Source organism: Niveispirillum sp. CC-CTL257, from assembly GCF_059489915.1.
Genome location: NZ_JCAJXE010000003.1, coordinates 719,756 through 744,031, shown reverse-complemented (window position 1 = coordinate 744,031; position 24,276 = coordinate 719,756). Strand labels below are relative to the sequence as shown.

General features: G+C 63.4%; 20 protein-coding genes and 1 other RNA gene. 13 read left to right on the top strand and 8 right to left on the bottom strand.

Annotation, left to right across the window (positions count from 1 at the left end):
• The first annotated feature begins 60 nt into the window (after nt 1-60).
• Nucleotides 61-1,002: an acetaldehyde dehydrogenase (acetylating) gene (locus tag ABC729_RS20030; protein WP_495609370.1), complete on the top strand. Its 942-nt coding sequence runs from the start codon at nt 61-63 to the stop codon at nt 1,000-1,002.
• On the top strand, nt 999-2,030 hold the full coding sequence (gene dmpG, locus ABC729_RS20025; protein ID WP_495609369.1) for a 4-hydroxy-2-oxovalerate aldolase: 1,032 nt from the start codon (nt 999-1,001) through the stop codon (nt 2,028-2,030). Before ABC729_RS20030 ends, dmpG begins: the two co-directional genes overlap by 4 nt.
• Nucleotides 2,031-2,106: 76 nt before the next feature.
• Here the strand turns inward: dmpG and ABC729_RS20020 are convergent, their stop codons facing one another.
• Both ABC729_RS20020 and ABC729_RS20015 read right to left on the bottom strand, forming a co-directional pair.
• Entirely contained in the window at nt 2,107-2,349 is a 243-nt protein-coding gene (locus ABC729_RS20020; protein ID WP_495609368.1) for an Lrp/AsnC ligand binding domain-containing protein, read from the bottom strand.
• A 3-nt stretch (nt 2,350-2,352) separates the two neighbouring features.
• Nucleotides 2,353-4,038 carry a DEAD/DEAH box helicase gene (locus ABC729_RS20015; protein ID WP_495609367.1) on the bottom strand — a complete coding sequence of 562 codons (1,686 nt, stop codon included), beginning with the start codon at nt 4,036-4,038 and terminating at the stop codon, nt 2,353-2,355.
• A gap of 174 nt (nt 4,039-4,212) precedes the next feature.
• On the opposite strand from ABC729_RS20015, the gene ABC729_RS20010 reads away from it, so the two are divergent.
• From ABC729_RS20010 to recQ, 4 genes are all read left to right on the top strand, one after another.
• Nucleotides 4,213-4,929, top strand: a complete 717-nt coding sequence (locus tag ABC729_RS20010; protein WP_495609366.1) for an alpha/beta fold hydrolase — start codon at nt 4,213-4,215, stop codon at nt 4,927-4,929.
• Nucleotides 4,930-4,996: 67 nt separating this feature from the next.
• Nucleotides 4,997-5,128 (top strand): hypothetical protein, encoded by a 132-nt coding sequence (locus ABC729_RS20005; protein ID WP_495609365.1) that lies wholly within the window; start codon nt 4,997-4,999, stop codon nt 5,126-5,128.
• Between the two features lie 3 nt (nt 5,129-5,131).
• The gene (locus ABC729_RS20000; protein WP_495609364.1) at nt 5,132-5,905 is read left to right on the top strand and encodes an alpha/beta hydrolase; all 774 of its coding nucleotides are present in this window, start codon (nt 5,132-5,134) and stop codon (nt 5,903-5,905) included.
• Between the two features lie 111 nt (nt 5,906-6,016).
• Nucleotides 6,017-7,885, top strand: coding sequence for a DNA helicase RecQ (recQ, locus tag ABC729_RS19995; RefSeq protein ID WP_495609363.1), 1,869 nt, complete (start codon nt 6,017-6,019; stop codon nt 7,883-7,885).
• Nucleotides 7,886-7,923: 38 nt separating this feature from the next.
• Here recQ and prmB read toward each other — a convergent pair whose 3' ends face one another.
• Both prmB and nudC read right to left on the bottom strand, forming a co-directional pair.
• The gene (gene prmB / locus ABC729_RS19990; RefSeq protein WP_495609362.1) at nt 7,924-8,865 is read right to left on the bottom strand and encodes a 50S ribosomal protein L3 N(5)-glutamine methyltransferase; all 942 of its coding nucleotides are present in this window, start codon (nt 8,863-8,865) and stop codon (nt 7,924-7,926) included.
• 77 nt (nt 8,866-8,942) lie between these two features.
• Nucleotides 8,943-9,863: an NAD(+) diphosphatase gene (gene nudC / locus ABC729_RS19985; protein WP_495609361.1), complete on the bottom strand. Its 921-nt coding sequence runs from the start codon at nt 9,861-9,863 to the stop codon at nt 8,943-8,945.
• A gap of 112 nt (nt 9,864-9,975) precedes the next feature.
• Here nudC and ffs point away from each other — a divergent pair.
• From ffs to ABC729_RS19970, 3 genes are all read left to right on the top strand, one after another.
• Nucleotides 9,976-10,073: signal recognition particle sRNA small type (gene ffs, locus ABC729_RS19980), an RNA gene on the top strand.
• A 121-nt stretch (nt 10,074-10,194) separates the two neighbouring features.
• A complete protein-coding gene (locus tag ABC729_RS19975) occupies nt 10,195-12,093 on the top strand; it encodes a DNA polymerase III subunit gamma/tau (protein ID WP_495609360.1) in 1,899 nt (632 codons plus the stop codon).
• Nucleotides 12,094-12,096: 3 nt separating this feature from the next.
• Nucleotides 12,097-12,420 carry a YbaB/EbfC family nucleoid-associated protein gene (locus tag ABC729_RS19970; protein WP_054169286.1) on the top strand — a complete coding sequence of 108 codons (324 nt, stop codon included), beginning with the start codon at nt 12,097-12,099 and terminating at the stop codon, nt 12,418-12,420.
• A 46-nt stretch (nt 12,421-12,466) separates the two neighbouring features.
• On the opposite strand, the gene ABC729_RS19965 is transcribed toward ABC729_RS19970, so the two are convergent.
• A complete protein-coding gene (locus tag ABC729_RS19965) occupies nt 12,467-13,366 on the bottom strand; it encodes a LysR family transcriptional regulator (protein WP_495609359.1) in 900 nt (299 codons plus the stop codon).
• 162 nt (nt 13,367-13,528) lie between these two features.
• On the opposite strand from ABC729_RS19965, the gene ABC729_RS19960 reads away from it, so the two are divergent.
• From ABC729_RS19960 to ABC729_RS19950, 3 genes are read left to right on the top strand one after another with little or no spacing between them, the layout of a single operon-like run.
• On the top strand, nt 13,529-14,578 hold the full coding sequence (locus ABC729_RS19960; protein ID WP_495609358.1) for an enoyl-CoA hydratase/isomerase family protein: 1,050 nt from the start codon (nt 13,529-13,531) through the stop codon (nt 14,576-14,578).
• Nucleotides 14,579-14,604: 26 nt separating this feature from the next.
• The gene (gene mmsB, locus ABC729_RS19955; RefSeq protein WP_495609357.1) at nt 14,605-15,492 is read left to right on the top strand and encodes a 3-hydroxyisobutyrate dehydrogenase; all 888 of its coding nucleotides are present in this window, start codon (nt 14,605-14,607) and stop codon (nt 15,490-15,492) included.
• Between the two features lies 1 nt (nt 15,493).
• Nucleotides 15,494-17,038, top strand: coding sequence for a malonate--CoA ligase (locus ABC729_RS19950; protein WP_495609356.1), 1,545 nt, complete (start codon nt 15,494-15,496; stop codon nt 17,036-17,038).
• 3 nt (nt 17,039-17,041) lie between these two features.
• Here ABC729_RS19950 and ABC729_RS19945 read toward each other — a convergent pair whose 3' ends face one another.
• The 3 genes from ABC729_RS19945 to ABC729_RS19935 all read right to left on the bottom strand — a co-directional run bounded on the left by ABC729_RS19945 (nt 17,042) and on the right by ABC729_RS19935 (nt 20,425).
• Nucleotides 17,042-17,587 carry a DUF1697 domain-containing protein gene (locus tag ABC729_RS19945; RefSeq protein ID WP_495609355.1) on the bottom strand — a complete coding sequence of 182 codons (546 nt, stop codon included), beginning with the start codon at nt 17,585-17,587 and terminating at the stop codon, nt 17,042-17,044.
• Nucleotides 17,588-17,638: 51 nt separating this feature from the next.
• Nucleotides 17,639-18,028 carry a hypothetical protein gene (locus ABC729_RS19940; protein ID WP_495609354.1) on the bottom strand — a complete coding sequence of 130 codons (390 nt, stop codon included), beginning with the start codon at nt 18,026-18,028 and terminating at the stop codon, nt 17,639-17,641.
• A gap of 126 nt (nt 18,029-18,154) precedes the next feature.
• Nucleotides 18,155-20,425, bottom strand: coding sequence for a beta-glucosidase family protein (locus ABC729_RS19935; protein ID WP_495609353.1), 2,271 nt, complete (start codon nt 20,423-20,425; stop codon nt 18,155-18,157).
• A 707-nt stretch (nt 20,426-21,132) separates the two neighbouring features.
• Between ABC729_RS19935 and ABC729_RS19930 the strand changes: the two genes are divergently transcribed.
• Nucleotides 21,133-24,192, top strand: coding sequence for a TonB-dependent receptor (locus tag ABC729_RS19930; RefSeq protein WP_495609352.1), 3,060 nt, complete (start codon nt 21,133-21,135; stop codon nt 24,190-24,192).
• The last annotated feature ends 84 nt before the right edge of the window (nt 24,193-24,276 follow it).

Sequence of the window (24,276 nt, the reverse complement as noted above, 5' to 3'; positions counted from 1 at the left end):
ATCGGACAGGGGAGGCGCCCTCCTGCCCAGGAACCCCCGTATCGCAGAGGGAGAAGCCTCGTGGGCAAGGTGAAGGCTGCGATCATCGGGTCGGGCAATATCGGCACCGATCTGATGATCAAAATGGTGAAATATCCCAAGGACATGGAACTGGCGGCGGTTGTCGGCATTGATGCCGCATCCGAAGGGCTGGCCATGGCGCGCGAACGCGGTGTCATGACCACGCATGAGGGGCTGGAGGGGCTGAAGGCGTTGCCTTGCTATCCCGAGATCGACATCGTGTTTGATGCCACCTCGGCCTATGCGCACAAGGTGCATGATGCGGCGCTCCGTGCCGATGGCAAGAAGGTGATCGACCTGACGCCCGCCGCCATCGGCCCCTTCGTGGTGCCGCCCGTGAACCTGGATGCACATCTGGAACAGAGCAACATGAACATGGTGACCTGTGGTGGGCAGGCGACCATTCCCATGGTGGCCGCCGTGTCCAGCGTCGCCAAGGTGCATTATGCGGAGATCGTGGCCTCGGTCGCCTCCAAATCCGCTGGCCCCGGCACGCGCGCCAATATCGATGAGTTCACACGCACCACGGCGCGGGCCATCGAACAGGTCGGCGGGGCTGTACGCGGCAAGGCCATCATCATCCTGAACCCGGCCGAGCCACCCATGATCATGCGCGACACAATCTTCACCCTGTCGGAAGGGGCGGATGAGGACACGATCCGCGCCGCCGTGCAGGCCATGGTGGAGAAGGTGCGCGCCTATGTGCCGGGATACCGGTTGAAGCAGGAAGTGCAGTTCGAGCGCTTTGGCGACAATAACCGCCTGAAAATCCCCGGCCAGGGCGAGTTCACGGGCCTGAAGACCTCCATCTTCCTGGAGGTGGAAGGGGCCGGCGACTATCTGGCCACATATTCCGGCAATCTGGACATCATGACGGCGGCGGCCAAGGCGACGGGCGATATGCTGGCCCGTCAGATCACCGCGCGGAGGAACGCAGCATGAACGGCTTCAACCCCCAGACGGACAAGCTTTATATCCAGGACGTCACCCTGCGCGACGGCATGCACGCCATCCGCCATATGTACGGGCTGGATCATGTGAAGGCCATTGCCCAGGCGCTGGACCGGGCCGGCGTTGACGCCATCGAGGTGGCGCATGGTGACGGCCTGTCGGGCGCCAGCTTCAATTATGGCTTCGGCGCGCATACGGATTGGGAATGGCTGGAGGCGGTGGCGTCGGTCCTGACCCGGTCCGTCCTGACCACCCTGATCCTGCCGGGTGTGGGCACGGCGGACGAGCTGCGCCGCGCCTATGATCTGGGCGTGCGGTCGGTGCGGGTGGCAACGCACTGTACCGAGGCGGACGTCTCCAAGCAGCATATCGGCATCGCCCGCGATCTGGGCATGGATGTCGCCGGCTTCCTGATGATGAGCCATATGATCGAGCCGGAGCGGCTGGCAGGGCAAGCCAAGCTGATGGAAAGCTATGGCGCGCAATGTGTCTATGTCACCGACAGTGGCGGGGCGCTGGACATGGATGGGGTGCGTGAGCGGCTTCGCGCCTATGACAAGGTGCTGAAGCCTGAGACGCAGCGCGGCATCCATGCCCACCATAATCTGTCGCTGGGTGTGGCGAACTCCATCGTCGCGGCACAGGAAGGCGCGGTGCGTATTGATGCCAGCCTGACGGGCATGGGGGCGGGGGCGGGCAATGCGCCGCTGGAAGTGTTCATCGCCGCCGCCGACCGCAAGGGCTGGAACCATGGCTGTGATGTCAATGCCCTGATGGACGCAGCGGAGGATCTGGTGCGGCCCCTGCAGGACCGGCCCGTGCGCGTGGACCGGGAGACCTTGGCCCTGGGCTATGCCGGGGTTTATTCCAGCTTCCTGCGCCATGCCGAAAAGGCCGCCAACGAATATGGTATCGACACCCGCGCCATCCTGGTGGAACTGGGCCGGCGCAAGATGGTGGGCGGTCAGGAGGACATGATCGTCGATGTGGCGCTGGACCTGCTGAAACAGCGGGCCTGAGCGGATAGCGTTCCTGAAATGAAAAAGGGGCGGTCCCCGTTGAGGACCGCCCCTTTTTAGCTGCTGCCGTAAGACGTCAGGTGAACGCCTTGAAGGTGATGATGGTGAAGGTGTCCTTCACCCCTTCCAGGGTCTGGATCTGGCCCGTTACGAAATGGCCGATATCCTCCCCATCCTCCAGAAAGCATTTCATCATCAGGTCATACTGTCCGGAGACGGAATGCACTTCCGACACTTCCGGCACGCTCTGCACCGCGAGGTCGGCCACGTCATAGGCGCGGCCGAGATCGCATTTGACCATGATGAAGATCGTCTGCATGGCTCAGTCTTCCGATGCTTCCGCAACCTCAACCGCCGGTGCCTTGGGCGGGCGTGCGGCGCGCAGGATGAAGGCGGGCACGTCATCGCCAAAGCCGACGACGGGCGGGCCACGGTCATCATCCTCGTCCCGGCGGGGGCGACGGTCGCGACGGAATTCGTCACGGCGGAAATCATCGCGACGATGCTCATCGCGGCGGAATTCACCCCGACCCTCACTGCGGCCGTCGCCCCGGTTTTCGAACCGGTTGTCACCGCGTGCTTCGCCACGGTTCTCACCGCGCGCTTCACCGCGATTTTCACCCCTGTTTTCATAGCGGTCGCGGCTGCGCTCGCCCCGGTGCTCGTGACGCTCACCCCGGTTGTCGGGACGTTCCCGCTTCTGCTGATGCGCCTCAATGGCTGCCTCGGCAGCTTCCGGCTGCACATGGACGTGCGCGGGACGTTCAGCCTTGGGCGCGCGCTCGCCACGCTCACCCCGGTCGCGGCCACCACGACGGCCATCTTCCTTCTTCGGGCCACCCCGGCCACGACGGCGCGGATCGGCGTCGAAGGACAGTTCGGCGGTCTCGATCCCCTCGATGGTGAAGCGAGGGATTTCCTTGCCGATCAGCTTTTCAATGGCCTGGACCAGCTTGCCATCGTCCGGCGTGGCGATGGTGAAGGCGCGGCCCGTCTTGCCCGCGCGGCCCGTGCGACCGATACGGTGGACGTAATCTTCGGAATGGTGCGGCGTGTCGAAATTGAACACGTGGCTGACATTGGAAATGTCGATGCCGCGCGCCGCCACGTCAGAACAGACCAGCAGGTCAATGCTGCCGGCCTTGAATGCCTCCAGCGTCTCGGTGCGCTTGGACTGCACCATGTCGCCATGCAAGGCCCCGGCATTGAAGCCATGCTTGACCAGCGAGCCATGGACGACAGCGATGTCCTTCTTGCGATTGCAGAAGATGAAGGCGTTCTTCACATCGTCGGTCGCGATCAGGCGGCGTAGCGCTTCCCGCTTATCCTGCTCATCCACGACCAGCAGATGCTGTGCCACGGTGGTGGCGGTGCTGGCCGGCGCGCTGACCGTCACCTCTTCCGGCGACGTCAGGAACTTATCAGCCAGACGCTTGATCTCCGGCGGCATGGTGGCGCTGAAGAACAGGGTCTGACGCTTCTTCGGCAGCAGGCTGACGATGCGTTCGATATCGGGGATGAACCCCATGTCGAGCATGCGGTCCGCCTCGTCGATTACCAGGACCTTGATGTCGGTCAGCAGGATGTTACCGCGATCAAACAGGTCCATCATGCGGCCCGGCGTGGCGATCAGCACGTCAACGCCGCGTTCCAGTTTCTTGATCTGATCGCCGAAGCTCTCGCCGCCGATCAGCAGGGCCATGTTCAGCTTGTGGTACTTGCCATACAGCTCAAAATTCTCCGCCACCTGGGCGGCGAGTTCGCGCGTCGGCTCCAGGATCAGCGACCGGGGCATGCGGGCTTTGGCACGACCGCGCCCCAGGATCTCGATCATGGGAAGGGTAAAGGAGGCGGTCTTACCCGTACCGGTCTGGGCACAGCCCAGCACATCCCGGCCCTGCAGGACCCACGGGATGGCTTTTTCCTGGATCGGCGTCGGCGTGGTATAGCCGACTTCTTCAACAGCGCGAAGGACTTCGGACCCGAGTCCAAGTTCCGAGAACAGCATTAGGCCTTCATCATTCTGGAGGCGACGTCGAACAAACACACCGTGACGTCGGCGGCGATAATGGATCGACCGCTGGCAACCCTGCATCCCCTGCAATTGAACAGTCGGAACACAATAGATTACGGTCGCGCCTTCGATATCAATTTCGGCCTTTGAGAGCAAGGATTTCGGGCGATGACACCCCCCACGCCGCACGCAAGGCAGCCCCTCTTTCTGTTGCCGGGCCTATTGTGCGACGAAGCCTTGTGGGCGCATCAGGTCCGTAACCTGTCTGACGTTGCCGATTGCACCGTCGCCGACCTGACACAGGCAGACTCGATGGACGCATTGGCGAACAGTGTTCTGGCCCAGGCGCCGGACCGGTTTGCGTTGGCGGGCCTGTCGATGGGCGGCTATGTGGCGTTCGAAATTCTGCGCCAGGCACCGGAACGGGTGACGCGCCTGTGCCTGGTGGACAGCTCCGCGCGGCCCGACACGGTGGAACAGCGGCAGCGGCGGGAGGCGATGCTGAAGCTGGCGCGCATCGGCAAGTTCCGGGGCATGTCGCCGCGTCTCCTGTCCACCCAGGTGCATCCCGACCATGTCGCGGTGCCGGAGATTGGTGGCGTTGTGCTGGCCATGACCGAGCGGGTGGGACGCGACGCCTTCTGTCGGCAGCAGGCCGCCATCCTGTCGCGGCCCGACAGCCGCCCCGGACTTGCCGCCATCAGGGTCCCGACCCTGGTCATTGTCGGGGCGGATGACGGGCAGACGCCGCCCGACCGTTCGGAAGAGATTGCGGCGGCGGTGCCGGGTGCCAGCCTGCATGTGCTGCCCCGCTGCGGCCATCTGGCCCCGCTGGAGCGGCCGGAACGGGTGACGGGGTTGATGCGGGAATGGCTGTTGGGGTGATGGCCCGGTTGCGTCCAACGTACAGCACCGCTACTGTGCCGCCGGAATTCGGTTTGGAGGATTTGACATGAGCTTCGTCGGTATTGGCCTGTTCTTCGCCGCCAGCGTCCTGGCCGTGATCTGCATCGCTGCCATAAAGGCCCCGGAGGGCGATGGCGGGCATGGGCATGGCCATCATGGCGGGCACGGGCATCACTGATCCATGGGCGGCCCCACACGCCGCCAATTGCTGACCCTGCCGGCGGCGGCCCTTTTGGTGGTGGCCGCCGGTGCGCCAGCCTTTGCCCTGCAAGGTGAATTGGTGGCCCGCCCGCCGGCCATACCGCCAGCCGGGGCGGTAAAGCCGGGCATGCGGCGGTTGGGTGACCTGGGTGTGGTCTATGTCCCGCCCGGACTGCCCATGGATACGCCCGCGACGCTGATCCTGGCGCTGCATGGCGCGGGGCAGGGTGGGGCGGCGATGGCCGGCATGCTGACCGGTCTGGCGGATGCCCTGGGCATCGTCATCCTGGCACCGGATTCTGGCGGGCGAACCTGGGACTGGTTGAATCCGACGCGGCAGCAGAGCGGGTCGCGGGTAAAGCCGGGCAGCGGCCCCGATGTCGGGCGGATCGATCGCGCCCTGGAGCGGACATTCGCCCTGTTGCCGGTGGATGTGAAACGCATCGCCCTGCTGGGCTTTTCCGATGGCGCGACCTTCGGTCTGGACCTTGGCATCCGCAATCCCGAACTGTTCGTGCGCCTGTTCATCGTGGCGCCCAGCACCATTCCGAAGGTTGTGCGGGGTCCGGGGGCGGAGATTTACATTACCCATGGCCGGGCCGACCGAATTCTGCCGGAAAAGGTCACCGCCGATTATACCGTGCCCGCCTTGCGCCGGAGGGGGTTTGCCGTGACCTATGAGCCGTTTGACGGCGGCCATTCGGTGCCGCTGCCGCTTTTGCGCAAGGCGCTGGCGGCCTGGCTGGGGCGGTAGGACCGCCACGCGGCACCAAAGCCCTGGACCCGCCGCCTGCAAAGCCGTAAACCTGTCGGCGGCTCCCGCATCTGGTGGCCTTGAACATCTATAACCCCAAGCCGTAGCGCCATGCCCGACGCCCTTGCCGAGACTTTCGCCCTGTCGCCGCTGGAGGCGGCCCAGGATGCGTTGCGCAAGGTCTGGGGCTATCCCGCCTTTCGCGGCATGCAGGCCGATATTGTTGAGCATGTGGTGGCCGGGGGCGATGCCCTGGTGCTGATGCCGACGGGCGGGGGTAAATCACTTTGCTATCAGATCCCGGCACTGGTGCGGCCGGGGGTGGGCATCGTCGTTTCGCCCCTGATCGCCCTGATGCGCGATCAGGTCGACGCTCTGCGCCAGCTGGGCGTGCGTGCCGCCTATCTCAACTCCACGCTGGACTGGCGGGAGGCGCAAGAGGTGGAGCGGGCGTGTGAGCGGGGTGATCTGGACCTGTTGTATGTGGCGCCCGAACGGCTGGTGACGCCACGTTTCCTGGAATTGCTGGACCGGTCGCGCATCGCCCTGTTCGCGCTCGATGAGGCGCACTGCGTCAGCCAATGGGGCCATGATTTCCGCCCCGAATATCTTCAGCTTTCCATCCTGCATGAAAAATTCCCGGACGTGCCGCGCGTGGCCCTGACGGCGACGGCAGACGCGCAGACGCGCACGGACATCGCGGCGCGTCTGGGGCTGGGGGATGCGCGCCTGTTCCTGGCCAGTTTTGACCGGCCCAATATCACCTACCGCATCCTGCCCAAGGATCAGGAGCGCCGGCAGTTGCTGGATTTCCTGCGCCGCCGACCAGAGGATGCGGGTGTCGTCTATTGCCTGTCACGCGGCAAGGTCGATGCCATAGCGCAATATCTGGCCGAACAGGGGGTGGATGCGCTGCCCTATCATGCCGGACTGGACCCCGCCACGCGGCAGGCCAACCAGGACCGGTTCATCAAGGGCGAAGGCGTGGTGATGGTTGCCACGGTCGCCTTTGGCATGGGTATCGACAAGCCGAACGTGCGGTTCGTGGTGCATATGGACCCGCCGCGATCCCTGGAGGCCTATTACCAGGAAACAGGTCGTGCGGGACGCGACGGTCTGCCGGCGGAAGCGCTGATGCTTTACGGCTTCGCGGACGTGGTGCAGATGCAGATGATGGTGGAAGGGTCCGACAGCCCGCCCGCCTTCAAACGCACCGAACGGCAGAAGCTGGAGGCGCTGCTGGGCTTCTGCGAGACGGCGCGGTGCCGGCGGCAGACGCTGCTGACCTATTTTGACGAAGATTATCCAAAGCCCTGCGGCAAGTGCGACACCTGCTTCCAGCCTGTCGAAACCTATGACGGGACGGTCGTTGCCCAGAAGGCGCTGTCAGCCGTGTACCGCACGGGGCAGCGGTTCGGCGTCGGCCATCTGGTTGATGTGCTGCGCGGGGTTGCCACCGACAAGGTGACCGAAAAGGGCCATGACAAGCTGAAAACCTTTGGCTGCGGCACCGAACTGGGCAAGCAGGAATGGCACAGCGTCTTTCGGCAGCTGGTCGCCAATGGCCTGCTTTGTGCCGACCCGGAGGGGCATGGCGGCCTGATCCTGACGGAGACAGCACCCGCCGTCCTGAAAGGCCAGGAAGTGGTGCGCCTGCGCCGGGACCCGGCGACGGAGGCCAAGGGGAAGGGCAAGGCGTCCTGGTCGGGCAGTGGGGGGGCTTCCAAGCCCAAAACCTCCACCGCCGACCTGTCCCCCGCCGACGATACGCTGTGGCATGCGCTGAAGGCGCTGCGCCTGGAACTGGCGCGCGAACAGGGGGTTCCGCCCTATGTCATCTTCCATGACGCCACACTGATGGAGATGGTGCGGGAGAGGCCGACCGACCTGGATGAGTTGGGCACGTTGCAGGGCGTGGGCGCCCGCAAGCTGGAACGCTATGGCGAATATTTCCTGGATGTGATCCTGACGCATTCGTGAGAGCCGGGGGGGGTGACGCCCCCCACGACCTGATACAATTACAGTTCCAAAAGCTGTTCGCGCGTGATCCAGAATACCTCGCCGAAGGAATGTTCGGTTTCCAGCCACAGGAACTCCGCGTCGGGGTAGGCCTCTTCCAGGGCCGCACGACCGGTGCCGACCTCCACCAGCAGGCCACCTTCCGCGTTCAGGTACTTGGGCGCTTCCTTCAGGATGCGGTGGACGATGGCCATGCCGTCATCATCGCCGCCGACCAGTGCCATGCGCGGCTCCGCCTGATATTCGGGAGGCAGATTGTCCATCGCTTCCTTATCGACATAGGGGGGGTTGGAGATGATCAGGTCGTATTTCTTGCCCTTCAACGGCTTGAACAGGTCGCCATGGAACAGCTTCACGCGCTCTTCCAGGCCATGGTCGCCGACATTGATCTTCGCCACTTCCAGTGCATCGGGCGACAGGTCCACGGCGTCGACATCGGCCAGCGGGAAGATGCTGGCGGCCAGGATGGCGAGGCAGCCGGAACCGGTGCAGAGGTCCAGCACCTTTTCCACGTCGGTCACGTCATCGACCAGGGTGAAGTCCTGCTCGCCGCCGAACAACTCACCAAACAGCAGCTCCCCGATGAAGGAGCGGGGGACGATCACACGGTCATCGACATAGAAGGGCACGCCCTGAATATAGGTGCGCTTGGTCAGATAGGCGGCGGGTTTGCGGGTGGTCACCCGCTGATGGATGATTTCCGCCAGTGCCAGCCGTTCGGCCGGGATCAGTTTCGCGTCGAAATAGGGTTCCAGCTGATCCACCGGCAGCTTGAGCGTTTCCAGTACGATGAACGCCGCCTCATCATAGGCGGTGACGGCCCCGTGCCCATGCACCAGCCCGGCACGGTTGAAGCGGCTGACGGCATAGCGGATGAAATCACGCACCGTGGACAGTTCCGCCGCCACGACATTGGTGGCGGGCAGGGACAGGTCTGACATTTGGACGATGGCTCCGTCAGGTTCAGTATCAATGGGCAGAATGGCAGGGCGCGGCTAAACGGGCAAGGATCGCCCGTTTAGCCGCGCAGCCAGGCCTCAATCAACTGTCTGGAAATGCTGTCGAACGGCGGCAGACGGAAATTCTCACCATTCTGGTGCTTGCGGATGAAATCGCGGCTGAACCAGCGCACATCCTCCAGTTCCTCCTCATCCGCCTTCACGTCCAGCGTGGTGGCGCGGGCGTGGAAGCCCAGCATCAGGGAGGAGGGGAAGGGCCAGGGCTGGCTGGAATGGTACTTCACGTCGGTGACGCGCACACCTGCCTCTTCGAAGCATTCGCGCATCACCGTCTCCTCCAGGCTTTCGCCCGGCTCCACGAATCCGGCGAGCGTGGAATACATGCCGGGCGGGAAGCGCGCCTGCCGGCCCAGCAGGCAGCGGTCGCCGCCATCATGGACCAGCATGATCACCGCCGGGTCATGGCGGGGAAAATGTTGGGCCGCGCAGTCGGGATTGGTGCAGCGCCGGCTGTGGCCCGCCTCCTCGGCAGCGGTCGGGGAACCACAGGTGCCGCAGAATTTATGCTTGCCGTGCCACAGCATCAGGGCGCGGGTATAGGCATACATGCCGCCCGCCCTTTGCCCGATGCGCGTGCCCAACGACCTTAGCTCCACGAACCGGCCCAGCTTCGCCACCTCGGCGTGGGTGTCGACATCCTCCAGCGGCGAAAGATCGACCGCGAAGTAGGAATGGCCACCATCATCGCCCAGATAGATGGGTGGCATGGCCAGATGCCACCCCCACCAGTCGGCGGTAACAGGCAAATAGGCCGGCAGTGGCGCATCGTCCGCCCCGGCCACCAGATGCCGACCCCGCCACCACGGGATGATCCGGGCAGCCTGGGGGTGGCGCAGACGGGCGGCAAGCCAGTCCTCATCCTTGCGCCGGTGGGCGGCCCTATCCAGGCCGGAACCGGCATAGAAATTCAGTCTCATCATGGTTTCGCGACCGTGACATGACTGACATCATGTCGCCAATGCGCAAGCGTCAAGGCGGACCCGGCGGATTTCTCCCTTGTCTTTCCCGCGACACTCGCCGATATAGGCACCGGGAGGTTGGCAACGGGCGGGTCCCTCGCCAACCCGGTCAGGTCCGGAAGGAAGCAGCCGTAACGAGTTTCGGCTCGGGTCGTTCGTCCAGCCTCCCACCTTCAACCGATATTTCTTGCCAGGACGCCTGCTTTCGAAAAGCGGTAGCGTAAAACCGTGGCGTCTGTGCGCCGGCATCACTAAACTCTCCTCCGTTATTGCCGTAGACCCGAGACGCCCCGTGACCGACGAGACGAACAGCCATTCCGCCGCCGGTGCCGCCTATCGTGTGCTGGCGCGCAAATACCGGCCGCAGAATTTTGATGAGCTGGTGGGGCAGGACGCGCTGGTGCGGACACTGCGCAATGCCATCCAGTCGGGGCGTATCCATCAGGCCTATATGCTGACCGGTGTGCGCGGGGTGGGCAAGACGACGACGGCGCGCATCATTGCGCGCGCCCTGAACTGCATCGGGCCGGACGGGCAGGGTGGGCCGACCATCAGCCCCTGTGGTGTGTGCGAGATGTGCGTGTCTATCGCCGCCGATCGCAATGTCGATGTGATCGAGATGGACGCCGCCTCCAATACCGGCGTCGATAATGTGCGCGAGATCATTGAGGGTGTGCGCTATGCGCCGTCCGCCGCGCGCTACAAGCTCTACATCATCGACGAAGTGCACATGCTGTCGAAAAGCGCCTTCAACGCGCTGCTGAAGACGCTGGAAGAACCGCCGCCACATGTGAAATTCGTGTTCGCCACGACCGAGATCAGGAAGGTGCCGGTGACGGTGCTGTCGCGGTGCCAGCGATTCGACCTGCGCCGCGTGGACCACCCGACCCTGGTGGGCCATTTCACGCGCGTGGCGGGCAAGGAAGGCGTGCCGGTCGAACCCGATGCCATCGCGCAGATCGCGCGGGCTGCCGACGGGTCGGTGCGTGACGGGTTGTCGCTGCTGGATCAGGCCATCGCTCTGGGCGGTGGCAACGTCACCCTGGCGCAGGTGCGCGACATGCTGGGCCTGGCCGACCGCACCCGCGTCATCGACCTGTTCGAGGCGACCATGACGGGCAAGCCGGCGGACGCGCTGGACATCCTGACTGACCTGCATCGTTGCGGTGCCGATCCGATTGTCATCACCCAGGACCTGCTGGATTTTGCGCATTTCCTGACCCGTGCGCGCGTCATCCCCGGCACGGCCGAGGATGTGTCGATCCCAGAGGATGAGCGCACGCGCGGTGTGGCGCTGGCCCAGAAGCTGGGCATGGCGTCGCTGTCGCGGGCCTGGCAGATTCTGTTGAAGGGGCTTGGCGAGATTCAGCATGCGCCGGTGCCGATGCAGGCATTGGAAATGGTGCTGATCCGCCTGTCCTATGCGTCCGAACTGCCCAGCCCGGCCGACCTGATCCGGAAGATCAATGAGGCCGGGGGCGTGGAGGCGGCGGCGCGTGCCCTGCACGGGAACAATCCCGGCGGGGGCGGTGGGTTCGCCGGTGGCGGTGGCCCAGGCCCAATGGTGCATGCGGCCCCGACCCAGGGTGCGCCCATGGCCATGGTGGCGGGCGGCAGGGCCCTTGCCGGCGCCCCGGCACCGGCTCCCGTGGCGGCACTTCAGCCGGTCGGCAAGGTCGATACGGTACCGGAACCAACCAGTTTCCGTGCGGTGGCCGACCTGTTTCTTGACAAGCGGGAAGGCGTGCTGGCCGGCATGCTGCGTGCGTCGGTCCATCTGGTTCGTTTTGAAAGCGGAATGATCGAGCTGCGCATGCTGCCGGCCTGTCCGCAGAACCTGCCCGGCAAGGTGGGACAGCTGCTGACCGAATGGACGGGCAAACGCTGGGTCGTATCGGTTTCTGGTGCCGCCGGAGAGCCGACCATTGCCGAGCAGGAGCGCGAGGCAGAGCTTCGCCAGCGCGCGGAAGCCGCCGAACATCCGCTGGTCAGGGCCGTGCTGGAGGCGTTTCCGGGTGCGAAGATCGACAAGATCATCGACCAGAGTCAGGTGGCCCTGGCCCCGCCTCCCATGGTTGAACCCGAAATTCCCGAAGCGATGGACGCTTTTGGGGGTGACGAGATGGCCGACAGCCCTTATTTCGATGCACCACCGCCCATGGATGAGGGCGATTATGAAGGAGACTTCTGAGCCATGAAGAATATCGGCCAGATGATGAAGCAGGCCCAGCAGATGCAGTCCAAGATGGCTGAGATGCAGGCCAAGATGCAGGAACATGAGGCCACAGGCGTGTCCGGTGGCGGCATGGTCAAGCTGACCCTGAACGGCAAGGGCGACCTGCGTGGCCTAAAGATCGACAAGTCCATCGTCGATCCCGAGGATGTCGAGGTCCTGGAAGACCTGATCACCGCAGCCTATAACGACGCCAAGGGCAAGATCGAGGCCTTCACGGCAGAACAGACCAACGCCATGATGGGCGGTCTGAAGCTGCCGCCGGGGTTCAAGATGCCGTTTTGATTGCGGTTTTTGTCGCATAAGGCTGTTTAAGCTGCATGCGACAAACCTATCCCTGGAACAGCCGTGCGTTGCGCTTGACCTCCTCCGCGATGAATTCCGCCGTGACGCGGATGCGGGAGAGGTGGCGCACGTCGGAATGCATGACCAGCCAGAAGCTGCGGACCAGCTTCACCTCAGCCGGCAGCAGCCGGACGAGGTCCTTCTCCCCCGCCGTCATGAAGCAGGGCAGGATGGCAACACCGCTGCCGGCCTGCACCGCCCGGAACTGCGCCACCAGACTGGCGCTTTTCAAGTAAGGGCGGATATCGCGGGAGACCAGCGGGACGTAATCCAGTTCCGGCGTATAGAGCAGATCATCAATATAGGAGATGAAGCGGTGGGCGGCCAGATCGCCTGGCCCGTCGATGGGCGGCGCCGTCTCCAAGTAAGTGCGTGAGGCGTAAAGCCCCAGCTCATAATCGGTCAGCTTGCGGGCATGCAGACGGCCCGCCTCCGGCTGTGCCAGCGTCACCGCGATGTCGGCTTCGCGCTTGGACAGGCTGAACAGGCGCGGCATGGCGACCAGCTGCACCTCCAGGTCCGGATGCAGCGCGCCCAGGTGGCCGATGCGCGGGGCCAGGAAGAAGCTGCCGAAACCGTCGGGTGTGCCGATGCGCACCGCACCCGACAGCTTGGCCCCGGCACCCGACAATTCCTCCTGGATGGTGAGCGCCATGCCCTCCATCACCTCTGCACTTTGCAGCAGCGTCTCACCCGCCTGGGTCAGGCTGTATCCCGTGGCGTGGCGTTCGAACAGTGTGGTGCCCAGCGCCTGTTCCAGGCCGGTTAGGCGGCGGCCCAGGGTCGTGTGATCCACCCCCATGCGCTTGGCGGCCAGGGTCAGCCGGCCCGATCGCGCCACCGCCAGGAAGGATTGCAGATCGTCCCAGTCAAACCGGCTGGCCATGCCCACCCCATGCGAGTTTGCGCACAATAACGGCGAGGAACTTCGCATGGATGTGCGGATGTCCGCAATGGTACTGGTTGAGATGCGGAATTCGTCGCCGTGGCGATGTATAAGAGGGCGGGTTGCAGCCCCTGTCAGGGCGATTGAAAGGGAGGATGGGTTTTGAGCGAGGATGTCATCTGCACCGTCAAGGGTGCCATAGGCCATATTCTGCTGAACCGGCCCAAGGCGCTGAACGCCCTGACGCTGGGCATGGTGGAGGTGATGGCGCCGGCGCTGGAGGCCTGGGCTGCTGATCCCGCCATCAAAGCGGTGGTGATCCGGGGGGCCGGTGACCGGGCCTTCTGCGCCGGGGGTGATGTTCGCGCCGTCTGGGATGCCGGGTGGGAGCGTAAGCGCGGTCAGGGCACCGGTGCCCTGACCGCCGCCTTCTTTGGCGGGGAATATCGCCTGAACCGGCAGATCAAGCGCTTCCCCAAGTCCTATATCGCCCTGATGGATGGCATCACCATGGGCGGCGGTGTCGGCCTGTCGGTGCATGGCAGCCACCGGGTGGTGACGGAAAAGACCCTGCTGGCTATGCCGGAAACCGGCATCGGCCTGTTCCCGGATGTGGGCGGGACGTATTTCCTGCCGCGTGTGCCGGGCAAGCTGGGCCTGTATCTCGGCCTGACGGGTGCCAGGGTGCATGCGCCGGACCTGATCTATACCGGAATCGGCACGCATCATGTGCCGTCGGCTTTGCTGGATGCCATCGAGGCGGCGCTGGCCGAGGGGCAGGATGTGGATGCGGTGTTGGCGGCTCATGTCGCCCCTGTGAGCGACGCGCCGTTGGCGGCACTGCGGCCAGCCATCGATGCGGCGTTTGAAGCGGATGATGTCGAAGGGATTGTGGCGGGCCTGATCTCCCAGGGAACTGGCTGGGCCGACAAGGTGGCGGAGACCATCCTGTCCATGTCGCCCACCAGCCTGAAAGTGACGTTCGAGCAGCTGCGGCGTGGGGCGGAACTGGAATTTGATGATTGCATGCGCCTGGAATTCCGCATGACCCAGGCGGTGATGGACGGCAATGACTTCTTTGAAGGCATCCGCGCCGTTCTGGTGGACAAGGATAAGAGCCCGAAATGGAACCCGGCCAAACTGGCCGATGTCCCGGCGGCAGATGTCGCGCGCTACTTCGCGGTGCCGGCGGGCGGAGACCTGACGTTCTAAAACAATAACCTGTGGAGGAAATGACCATGGCGACCATTGCGTTCATCGGGCTGGGCAATATGGGGCTGCCCATGGCCAAGAACCTTCTGAGGGGCGGACATACAGTGCTGGGCGTCGATCTGGCGCCCGCCAATATCGCGGTGGCCAATGAGGCGGGGATCGACACGTCGAAGGCGGCGGGGGATGCGGCGGCGGTGGCGGATGTCGTCGTCTCCATGCTGCCCGCCGGGCCGCATGTACGCGCCGTTTATGGCAATGCGGGCGGGGTGATCGAGCGGGCGCGGCCCGGCACCTTGTTCATCGACAGTTCCACCATCGATGTGGACAGTGCCCGCGCCGTGATCGCGCAGGCCGAAAAGGCCGGGCACCTGATGGTGGATGCGCCCGTGTCGGGCGGCACGGGGGGGGCGGCGGCGGGTACGCTGACCTTCATGGTTGGCGGGGCTGATGCAGCCTTCGCCAAGGCCAAGCCCTATCTGGAGCTGATGGGCAAGAATATCGTGCATGCGGGCGGGCCGGGCACGGGCCAGGCGGCCAAGATCTGCAATAACATGGTGCTGGGCATTTCCATGATCGCCGTGTCGGAGGCGTTTGCGTTGGCCGACAAGCTGGGTTTGGAGCGGCAGAAGCTGTTTGATATTTCCAGCACCTCGTCTGGGCAGTGCTGGTCGCTCACCAGCTATTGCCCGGTGCCGGGGCCGGTGCCGACATCGCCCGCCAACCGCGATTATGCGCCGGGCTTTGCGGTGGACATGATGCTGAAGGATCTGAAGCTGGCGCAGCAGGCAGCATCCAGCAGCGGGGCCAGCACCCCCCTTGGCGCGCAGGCCGCAGCGCTGTATCAGCTGTTCTCAGCGGCGGGGAACGGGGCTCTCGACTTCTCCGCCATCGTGAAGATGTTGCAGGGGAAATGACATGACGGGCGTTGAAAGCGGCAATCTCTACCATCTGTTTGAAAGCCGTTTTCCCGCCGATTCCACGGCCCGTTTCATCACCCTGATGGACGGGCCGCGCCAGGGCGTCTGGTATAGCTACGCCGACGTCGCCTCCATCTCCGCCCGCTTTGCCCATGCCATGGCGGCCCTGGGCGTCAAGCGCGGTGACCGCGTGGCGGTGCAGGTGGAGAAGAGCGCGGAGAACCTGTTCCTCTATCTGGCCACTCTGCGGATGGGGGCGGTCTATCTGCCGCTGAATACCGCCTATCAGAAGGGGGAGGTCAGTTACTTCCTGGAAGATGCCGCACCCGCTTTGTTCGTCTGCCGGCCGGAGGATGAGGCGGGGATGAAGGAGCTGGCGGCGCGCTGCGGCGTGCCGGCGGTGGCGACCTTGGGCATTGCGGCGGATGGCAGCCTGCCAGATATGGCCCTGAACCTCAGCCATGAGTTCGACACGGTGGTGTTGGGCGAGGATGAGCTGGCGGCCATCCTCTACACCTCCGGCACCACAGGCCGGTCGAAGGGGGCGATGACCAGCCATGGCAATCTGGCCAGCAATGCCCTGACCCTGCATCAGCTGTGGGGCTTTGTGCCGGGCGATGTGCTGCTGCATGCCCTGCCCATCTTCCATGTGCATGGGCTGTTTGTCGCCACCAACACCACCCTGCTGAATGGCGGGCACATGCTGTTCCTGTCGAAATTCGATGCGGACCGGGTGGTGGAGCTGTTGGGGCAAGCGACCGTCCTGATGGGTGTGCCCACCTTCTATACCCGCCTGCTGACCCATACCGGTTTCACGCGGGAACGGGTGGCCCATATGCGGCTGTTCATCAGCGGTTCCGCCCCGCTGCTGGCCGATACGCATACAGAGTTCTCTGCCCGGACCGGCCACGCCATTCTGGAGCGTTATGGCATGACAGAAGCGGGGATGATCACGTCCAATCCGTTGAATGGGGAGCGCGTGCCGGGCACGGTCGGCTTTCCCCTGCCGGGCGTGTCGCTGCGCATCGCGGATGAGAAGGGGGTGTTGCTGGGCACCGATGAGATCGGGCAGATCGAGATCAAAGGCCCCAACCTGTTCAAAGGTTACTGGAACAAGCCGGAAAAGACGGCGGAGGATATGCGCGCCGATGGGTTCTTCATCACGGGCGATGTGGGGAAGATTGATACACGCGGATACGTTCATATCGTAGGCCGGGCCAAGGATCTGGTGATCTGCGGCGGGTTCAATGTCTACCCGAAGGAGATTGAGACGGTGCTGGACGCCATTGACGGCGTCGTAGAAAGTGCCGTCATCGGTCTGCCGCACCCGGATTTCGGTGAGGCGGTGGCCGCTATCATTCAGAAGAAGCCGGGGCGCGAGGATGTGAATGAGGCGTCGATCATCGCGCATGTGAAGGGCGAATTGGCCAATTTCAAAGTGCCCAAGCGGGTCTGGTTCGTGGATGAGTTGCCGCGCAACCAGATGGGCAAGGTGCAAAAAGCGGCCCTGCGGGAGCAGCACAAGGCGGCGTTTGGGGGCTGAACCTCAGCTCACCATCATCGCCGCCAGCTTATTCAACGTCGTCCAGTTGCGTGACGTGCCGGTGACGCCGGCCAGGCGCAGCAGCTTCACCGGGTCGGTGGCGGCCTTGCCAGCCCCGTTGATGAAATGCATGTAGAGCAGGTCGCCGGACAGGTGCAGACGGTCGGGACCGGTTTCCAGGGCCGACAGTTTTGCGGCGCCCGCCGCGTCTGGGGCCTTGGACAGGAAGAAGATCAGCAGATGGTTGGGGGCGTTGGCGGCGGCGTCGGGGAAGGGGTTTCCGGCGATGGCGGCCTGCACCTGTGCCGCGTCGCGCAGGATATGGTCGGCGGTAAAGCCGAACCGTGCAGCAAACGCGGTCTCCAGCCGGGCTTGCAGCGCGTCGCGGGGTTCGTCGATGGTCGTGTCGAACAGCAGGTTGCCGGATTGCAGCAGGGTGCGGACATTGGTGAAGCCCAATTCCTCATAAAGCTGCTTCCACAGGGCCATCTTCACGATCTTATTGCCGCCGACATTAATGCCGCGCAGCAGGCAGGCGAGGGTGGGCATGAAAACTCCGGTCGATGGGGCGGACAGCGCCGCCCCATCTAACCGCTTTGATCAGGCCGCCGCCAGTGTGGTGCGGGCGCGCAGGCTGAAGATCTGCGCAGCACTGATCCCGGCGACGGCGACGGCCTGTACCAGGACGAAGCCGGTGCCCAGCGGCGTGGTCCAGCCCAGCGCCAGCAGACCGACGCTGCCCGCGACCCAGAACAGGTTCAACGCGATCATCACCTTGGCGGGACCCGCCGAGACGCCCACCCGCCGCCCGGCCCAGGCCGCGAACAGGGTGCAAGGGAACAGGATGATGCCCGCTTCCAGCAGCAGCCAGGAGGGCAGGCCCAACAACGGCTCCAGCAGGCCGGCACCAAAGGTCAGCAGCAGTCCGGAGGCCAGACAGGTGGCGGCGTCGATCAGCAGAAGCTGGCGGGTGAGGGGACCGATACCCATGATCATCTCCATCATTTGGCGTTGTGATGGGGGGATGATGATGCGCCGGTGCGGGCGGCGCGATTACCTGTGGCGTAATAGGGAAAAAGAAAAAGGGCCGCCCGGTGGGGCGGCCCTTGATGCTGGTTACTTTGCCTTCACGGCGCTGAAACTGCTGCCTTTCAGCGTGACCTCCGTGGTCACCGGCAGGTCAGTCGCCGATGCGCCCAGCCAAACCTTGTAACGGCCGGGCTTTACCACCCACTCCTTTTTCGCCACGTCGAAGGTCGCCAGCAGGCGGGCGTCAACCGGAACGGAGAAGCGGCTGCTGGCACCGGGGGCCAGTTCCAGCTTCTGCCAGCCGGCCAGACGCTTGGGTGCTTCCCAACCACCGCCGACGGGGCCGATATAAAGCTGCGGCACGGCCTTGCCGACGCGCGCCCCCTTATTGGTGACGGAGCCGGACAGCGTCAGGGTGCCGTCAGAACCGACCTCTGCCTTCAAGCCGCTATAGCTGAAATCGGTGTAGGACAGGCCGTAACCGAAGGGGAACAGTGGCTTGTGGCCCTTCTGGTCGAACCATTTATAGCCGACGGTGCCCCCTTCCATGTAGGAGACGTCGAACTTGGTGCCGTCGGGCAGACCTTCGCCATCCAGCTTGGGACGCGGCAGCTGTTCCAGGCTGGCGGGGAAGGTGACGGGCAGGCGACCGCTGGCATCCACCTCGCCATAGATTACGCGGGCAATCGCCTCGCCCCCGGCGGTGCCAGGATACCAGGCGGCCAGAACCGCGCCCACATCCTTCAGCCAGGGCATGAAGACAGGACCGCCCGATTGCACCACCACGATGGTGCGCTTGTTGGCCTTGGCGACGGCGGCGACCAACGCGTCCTGATTGTCGGGCAGGGTCAGGGCGAAATCCATCGCCTCCCCCGTCCATTGGTTGACAAAGACAATGGCCAGATCGCTGTCGGCGGCCAGCTTCGCGGCGGCAGCCGGGTCGGTGCCGGCATCGAACGCGACCTGACCGGCGGCGCGGGCCTGGATCGCGGCCAGCGGTGGGTTGGCGTGATAGACGATGGGACCGGGGAAATTCTTCGGCCCTGTGCCGGGTACCGGATTGCCGCCGCGCCCGAACACGGTGGAGGAGCCGCCACCCGACATCACGCCCTTGTCGGCATGGCCGCCGATGACCGCAATCTTTCTCGCACTCGCCGCCAGCGGCAGCAGATCGCCCTGATTCTTCAGCAGAACGATGCCTTCCTCTGCGTCGGCGCGCGTGATCTTGGCATGGGCGTCATAGTCGATCTTGTGGTCTTCGACCGTAACAGGTTTATCCATGACCCCATGATCGAAGAGCGCGCGCAGAATGCGGCGGTTCATGTCGTCCAGACGGGCCATGGGCACGGAGCCATCGGCCAGCGCCTTGCCCAGCAGATCGGCGCCGAAGAACATCTCCTTATCGAAGATATAGCCAGACTCCTGATCCAACCCGTTATTGGCAGCCTTGGCGGTGCTATGGACAGCACCCCAGTCGGACATGACATAGCCCTTGTAGCCCCAGTCGCCCTTCAGCACCTTGTTCAGGAGGAAGTCGTTCTCGCAGGCATAATCGCCATTATAGCGGTTATAGGCGCACATCACGGAGCCGGGGTTCGACCGCTCCATGGCAATCTCAAAGGCCAGCAGGTCCGACACGCGCGCACCCGCCTCATCAATATTGGCGGACAGAACGAAACGGCCCGTCTCCTGCGCATTCAGGGCGTAATGCTTGATGGTGGAGACGATGTTGTTGGACTGGATACCGCTGATCTGTGCGCCGACCATGATGCCGGCCAGCAGTGGGTCCTCTGTTCCATATTCGAAATTGCGGCCATTGCGGGGTTCACGCACCAGATTGATGCCGCCGGCCAGCATGATGTTGAAACCCGACAGCCGGGCCTCCTTGCCGATCATGGCGCCACCCTGACGGGCCAGGGCGGGATTCCAGGTGGCGACCGTCGCGATGCCGGCGGGCAGGGAGGTGCGCTCGCGCATCGGCTCGCTCGAGTCCCGCTGGGTTGCCACGCCGACGCCGGCATCGGTCTGCCACTGCGCTGGGATGCCCAGGCGATCAATGCCGGGGATATAGCCGGCCGACCCCATGCGGATGCCGGCGGGCGGGACATAATTACGTTCCTTAAACGGCGATCCGAAATAGCCGAAGACCAGCAACTTCTTCTCGTCCACCGTCATTTCGCGCAGCAGCAGATCAGCGCGCGCGTCGGCGGAAAGGGAAGTGTCCATCCAGGGACGGGCGGCTGGGGCCGTGGTGGCAGTGGCCGGTGCCGCGCTTTCGGCGGCCCGCGCGGTGCCAGCGGACAGAGCCGTGGCCAGCAGCAGGGTGGACATGAAGGCCCGCATCTTCCTGTTATTCATCGGCGTTTCTCTTTCGTCGTTTATGGCACAGGCCGAGGATCGGATGATCCAGCGCCCTCCCGCGTCAGTTTGTTACCTTATGTCAGGGCAGAATGACGGTAGCGCCCCTATCGGCGTTCCGCTGAGCCTCCCAAAAGGTGTTCCCCCGGCATTGATTGCGGGTGGTTCGGTCAACATACTAGCACCGGTGTGGCGGCATGCCAGCGAAAACAGACAACGTTGTCTGGTTTCTGTCCGGCCACGCCATCGTAAATCACCTGTCCAGCGTGACATCCTGGCAACAATGGACAGGTTGGGCTCACCGCGAGCCGGACATGACCCTGCGAAAGGCTTGAAATCCTGCGGTTTGGGCATTTGCGTCTCGCAGTCGCGGAAATTTTCAAAAAGCGCATCATATGCAGATTTTGCGTTTATATCACGGACAGGCCATGTCTGCGCTGTCACTTTGTATGACAACGATGACATATAGCGCTTGACATCAAACCGGCCTGTCGTAAATTCAGAACCACTAAGGATGGGAGCGTGTGGCGAAACACGCCGAATGGGTGGGGAAACAAACCGAGCGGCTAATTCAATAGCCCGAAGGAAAATGTCAGACGTCAGGCGCCATACCATGGTGTTCTGCGAATGACCCCGCGCATTCCGGCGCCAAAAATCACACGTAAAACTTTGCTCTGAGGGAGGATCTCTTGACAGGGATGCATTCAATGCTTGGTCGCGGCTTCGCCGTGGCCCTGCTGGCAGGCGCGTCGCCTTTCGCGCTGGCGTCGACAGCCATGGCCCAGGCCGCACCGGCAGCCACCGATACGCTTGACGAAATCATTGTCACCGGCGTGCGCGCTTCGCAGCAGCGCTCGGTCGATGTCAAGCGCAACCAGACGGCCATCGTCGATGCCATCTCGTCCGAAGATATCGGCAAGCTGCCGGACGTGACCATCGCGGACAGCTTGCAGCGCGTCCCTGGCATTCAGATCCGCCGCGATGCCGGCGAAGGCTCCACGGTGAATGTCCGCGGTCTGCCGCAGGTCATCACCATGCTGAACGGCGAACAGTACTTGTCCGCCGGCAACCAGGGTGAAGCCAAGCCGAACCTGACCGACGTTCCGGCCCAGCTGATGAACGCGGTGGTGGTCTATAAGAGCACCGAGACCAAGAACGCCCTGTCCGGCATTTCCGGCACGATCGATCTGCGCACCCGTCGTCCGTCCGACATGCCCTACGGCTTCTCGGCCTCGGGCGCTGTGGAAGGCCAGACGGGCAAGGATACGAAGGAAAAGGATTACCTGGCCAACGGTTTGGTTGCCTATCGCGGCGACCGCATCGGCGTGCTGGTGTCTGCCGCTGGCAGCCAGTCCAACCTGGGCAACAACTACTCTGGTGTGGCGCCTGGGCCTGGCACCGGCGGTCTGTCCGGCAACAATGACTGGGGTGGCACCGCCCCCAATCAGTTCATCTCGCCGCACGGCTTTGAAAGCTTCAAGAAGGAAACGGAGCGCGATCGTCTGTCCGTGTCCGGTGCGTTTGAAGCCGATCTGGGGGAAGGCTTCACCTTCCTGGCCGAAGGCTTCTACACCAAGATGGACGAGTATAACCGCGCCGCTGGTCTCAACATCTCCAACCGCTGGTCGGGCGATGCCTTCGGCATCTGGACCAAGCCGACCGACAGCACGCCGGTCAGCGGCAGCAACTGGCTGGCCGTGGACGAGTACGACATTGACGCCTGGTGGGTGAACTCCTTCTCGGTCAACCGCGTCAACAAGTCCGAGTCCAAGAACTACAATGCCGAGCTGAAGTACGACAATGGCGGCCCGTTCAAGATGGAAGCTCGGGCCATGCGCTCGGATGCTGACCGTCTGTCGATGAATGGTCAGGCACAGGGCGATCTGTCGAACTGGCGTTATGCGCCGGGCCGCTTCACGCTGTTCCGCGACGCCAATGACCGTACCCGCGGCACCTTCTACCCGGCGTCCATCGCCTCGACCTTCCCTGCCTCGCGCTATACCAACAATGTCGTTGGCAGCCTGGGCGGTCGTTATGTCGACCCGAACCCGCTGGGCTATGGCCAGAACCCGCAGCTGCATTACGACATCTCGGGCAACAGCCCGGTCTGGTCGGGCTTTGATCGCGTCATTTCCGGTGGCCTGGGCGCTGGCAAGACGCTGACCGATTACATGGCCAATAAGGACAGCTACGCCATTGGCGCTTTCTCGTCGGAAGGCAATAACGAGGCGAAGTCTGACCTGAACGTCTATCGCATCGACACCCATTACGACTTTGAGGAGCCGCTGGGTGGTTTCCTCAACAAGATCGACGTGGGTATCCGCCGCAGCGATCGTTCCGTGTCGATCGAACAGTTCCACCTGTTCTCGAACTTCTACCAGGGCAAGGGCGTGAACGCCGCCGGTCAGCCGAATACGTCGGGCTGCTCCGCCCAGTGGAAGGCCATCGACGTCGTCATGAACCAGAACCAGTGCCAGGCCGGCGAATTCGTTCGCGACCCGGTGACCGGTCAGCAGGTTTTCCAGGGCTATACCGTCAATGCCCCGACCCGCCTCGACACGTATAACAACGTGATCTGGGTGGACAATATGGGCTCCATCACCAAGGGCGTGCCCGGCTTCTGGGCTATCGACCCGCGCGACTTTGACGATCCGGAAGCCTTCCACAAGAAGGTGTTCGGTGGTGCCGACCGCGCCATCATCCCCGGCCAGTCCTATGCCGTCGATCTGACGGAAGACAGCGGCTATCTGAACACCACGTTCGAGTATGGTCGCCTGTCCGGTACTGCCGGCCTGAAGATCATCCGCACCGAGCTGCAGGTTCGCCAGAACATCACCGGCGACACCCTGAACTATGGCGACACGAACATCGACGCCGGTGACGTTGTTTCCAAGCGCAGCTATTACGACTACCTGCCGGCTGTGAACGCCTCGTATGACGTCACTGACGATCTGCGTCTGCGCTTCAGCTACAGCAAGACCATGCAGCCGCTGGACCTGCTGAAGTATGGTGGCGCTCTGAAGATCAACACGGCTGATGATCCGGGCCTGGGTATTCGCGTCGTGACCAGCGCCGAAGCCAACGGCAATCCTGATCTGGATCCGTGGCGTGCGGACAACTGGGATGCGGCCGTCGAATATTACATCGGCGATGCCAGCATGCTGAACTTGGCCGTGTTCCGCATGAACATCGAAAGCTACGTCGTTACCCGCACCACCGCCGACGGTCGCTACCCTGACCAGGACGGCGTGATCCGCCGGACGGTCAACGTGACCCGTCCGCAGCAGGGTGAAGGTGGCCGCGTCGAAGGTGTTGAAGTTGGCGCCAAGCTGTCCTTCAAGGACTTCCTGGACAATGACAGCTTCATCTCCAACTTCGGTGTCGACACGAACTACACCTACTCGCCCTCCGAACAGACCCTGTCGTCGGGCAAGAAGCTGCCGTTCGCTGACAATTCCAAGCATCAGTACAACCTGATCGGCTGGTACCAGGACGATAATTTCCAGGCACGTATTGCGTACAACTTCCGCAGCAAGCGTCTGGAAAATACGTTCAAGGACTTCCCCGTCTATCAGGACAGCACGCAGTTCGTTGACGTGAACCTGAGCTACAACATCAACGAAAAGATCACGATTTACGCCAACGGTTCCAACATCACCGGCGAGATCGAGGATTACTTCGTGGAGTTCGCGCCCGGCACCACCCAGTACGCCTGGCAGAACGAGTATGAAAGCCGCTACACCGTCGGTGTCCGCTTCAAGTGGTAATGGCCGTGTAGCTTGAGTAAGGGGCGCCGCCGGGACGTGATCCACGTCAAGGCGGCGCCCTTTTTTCTTTGTCATTCATCTGTA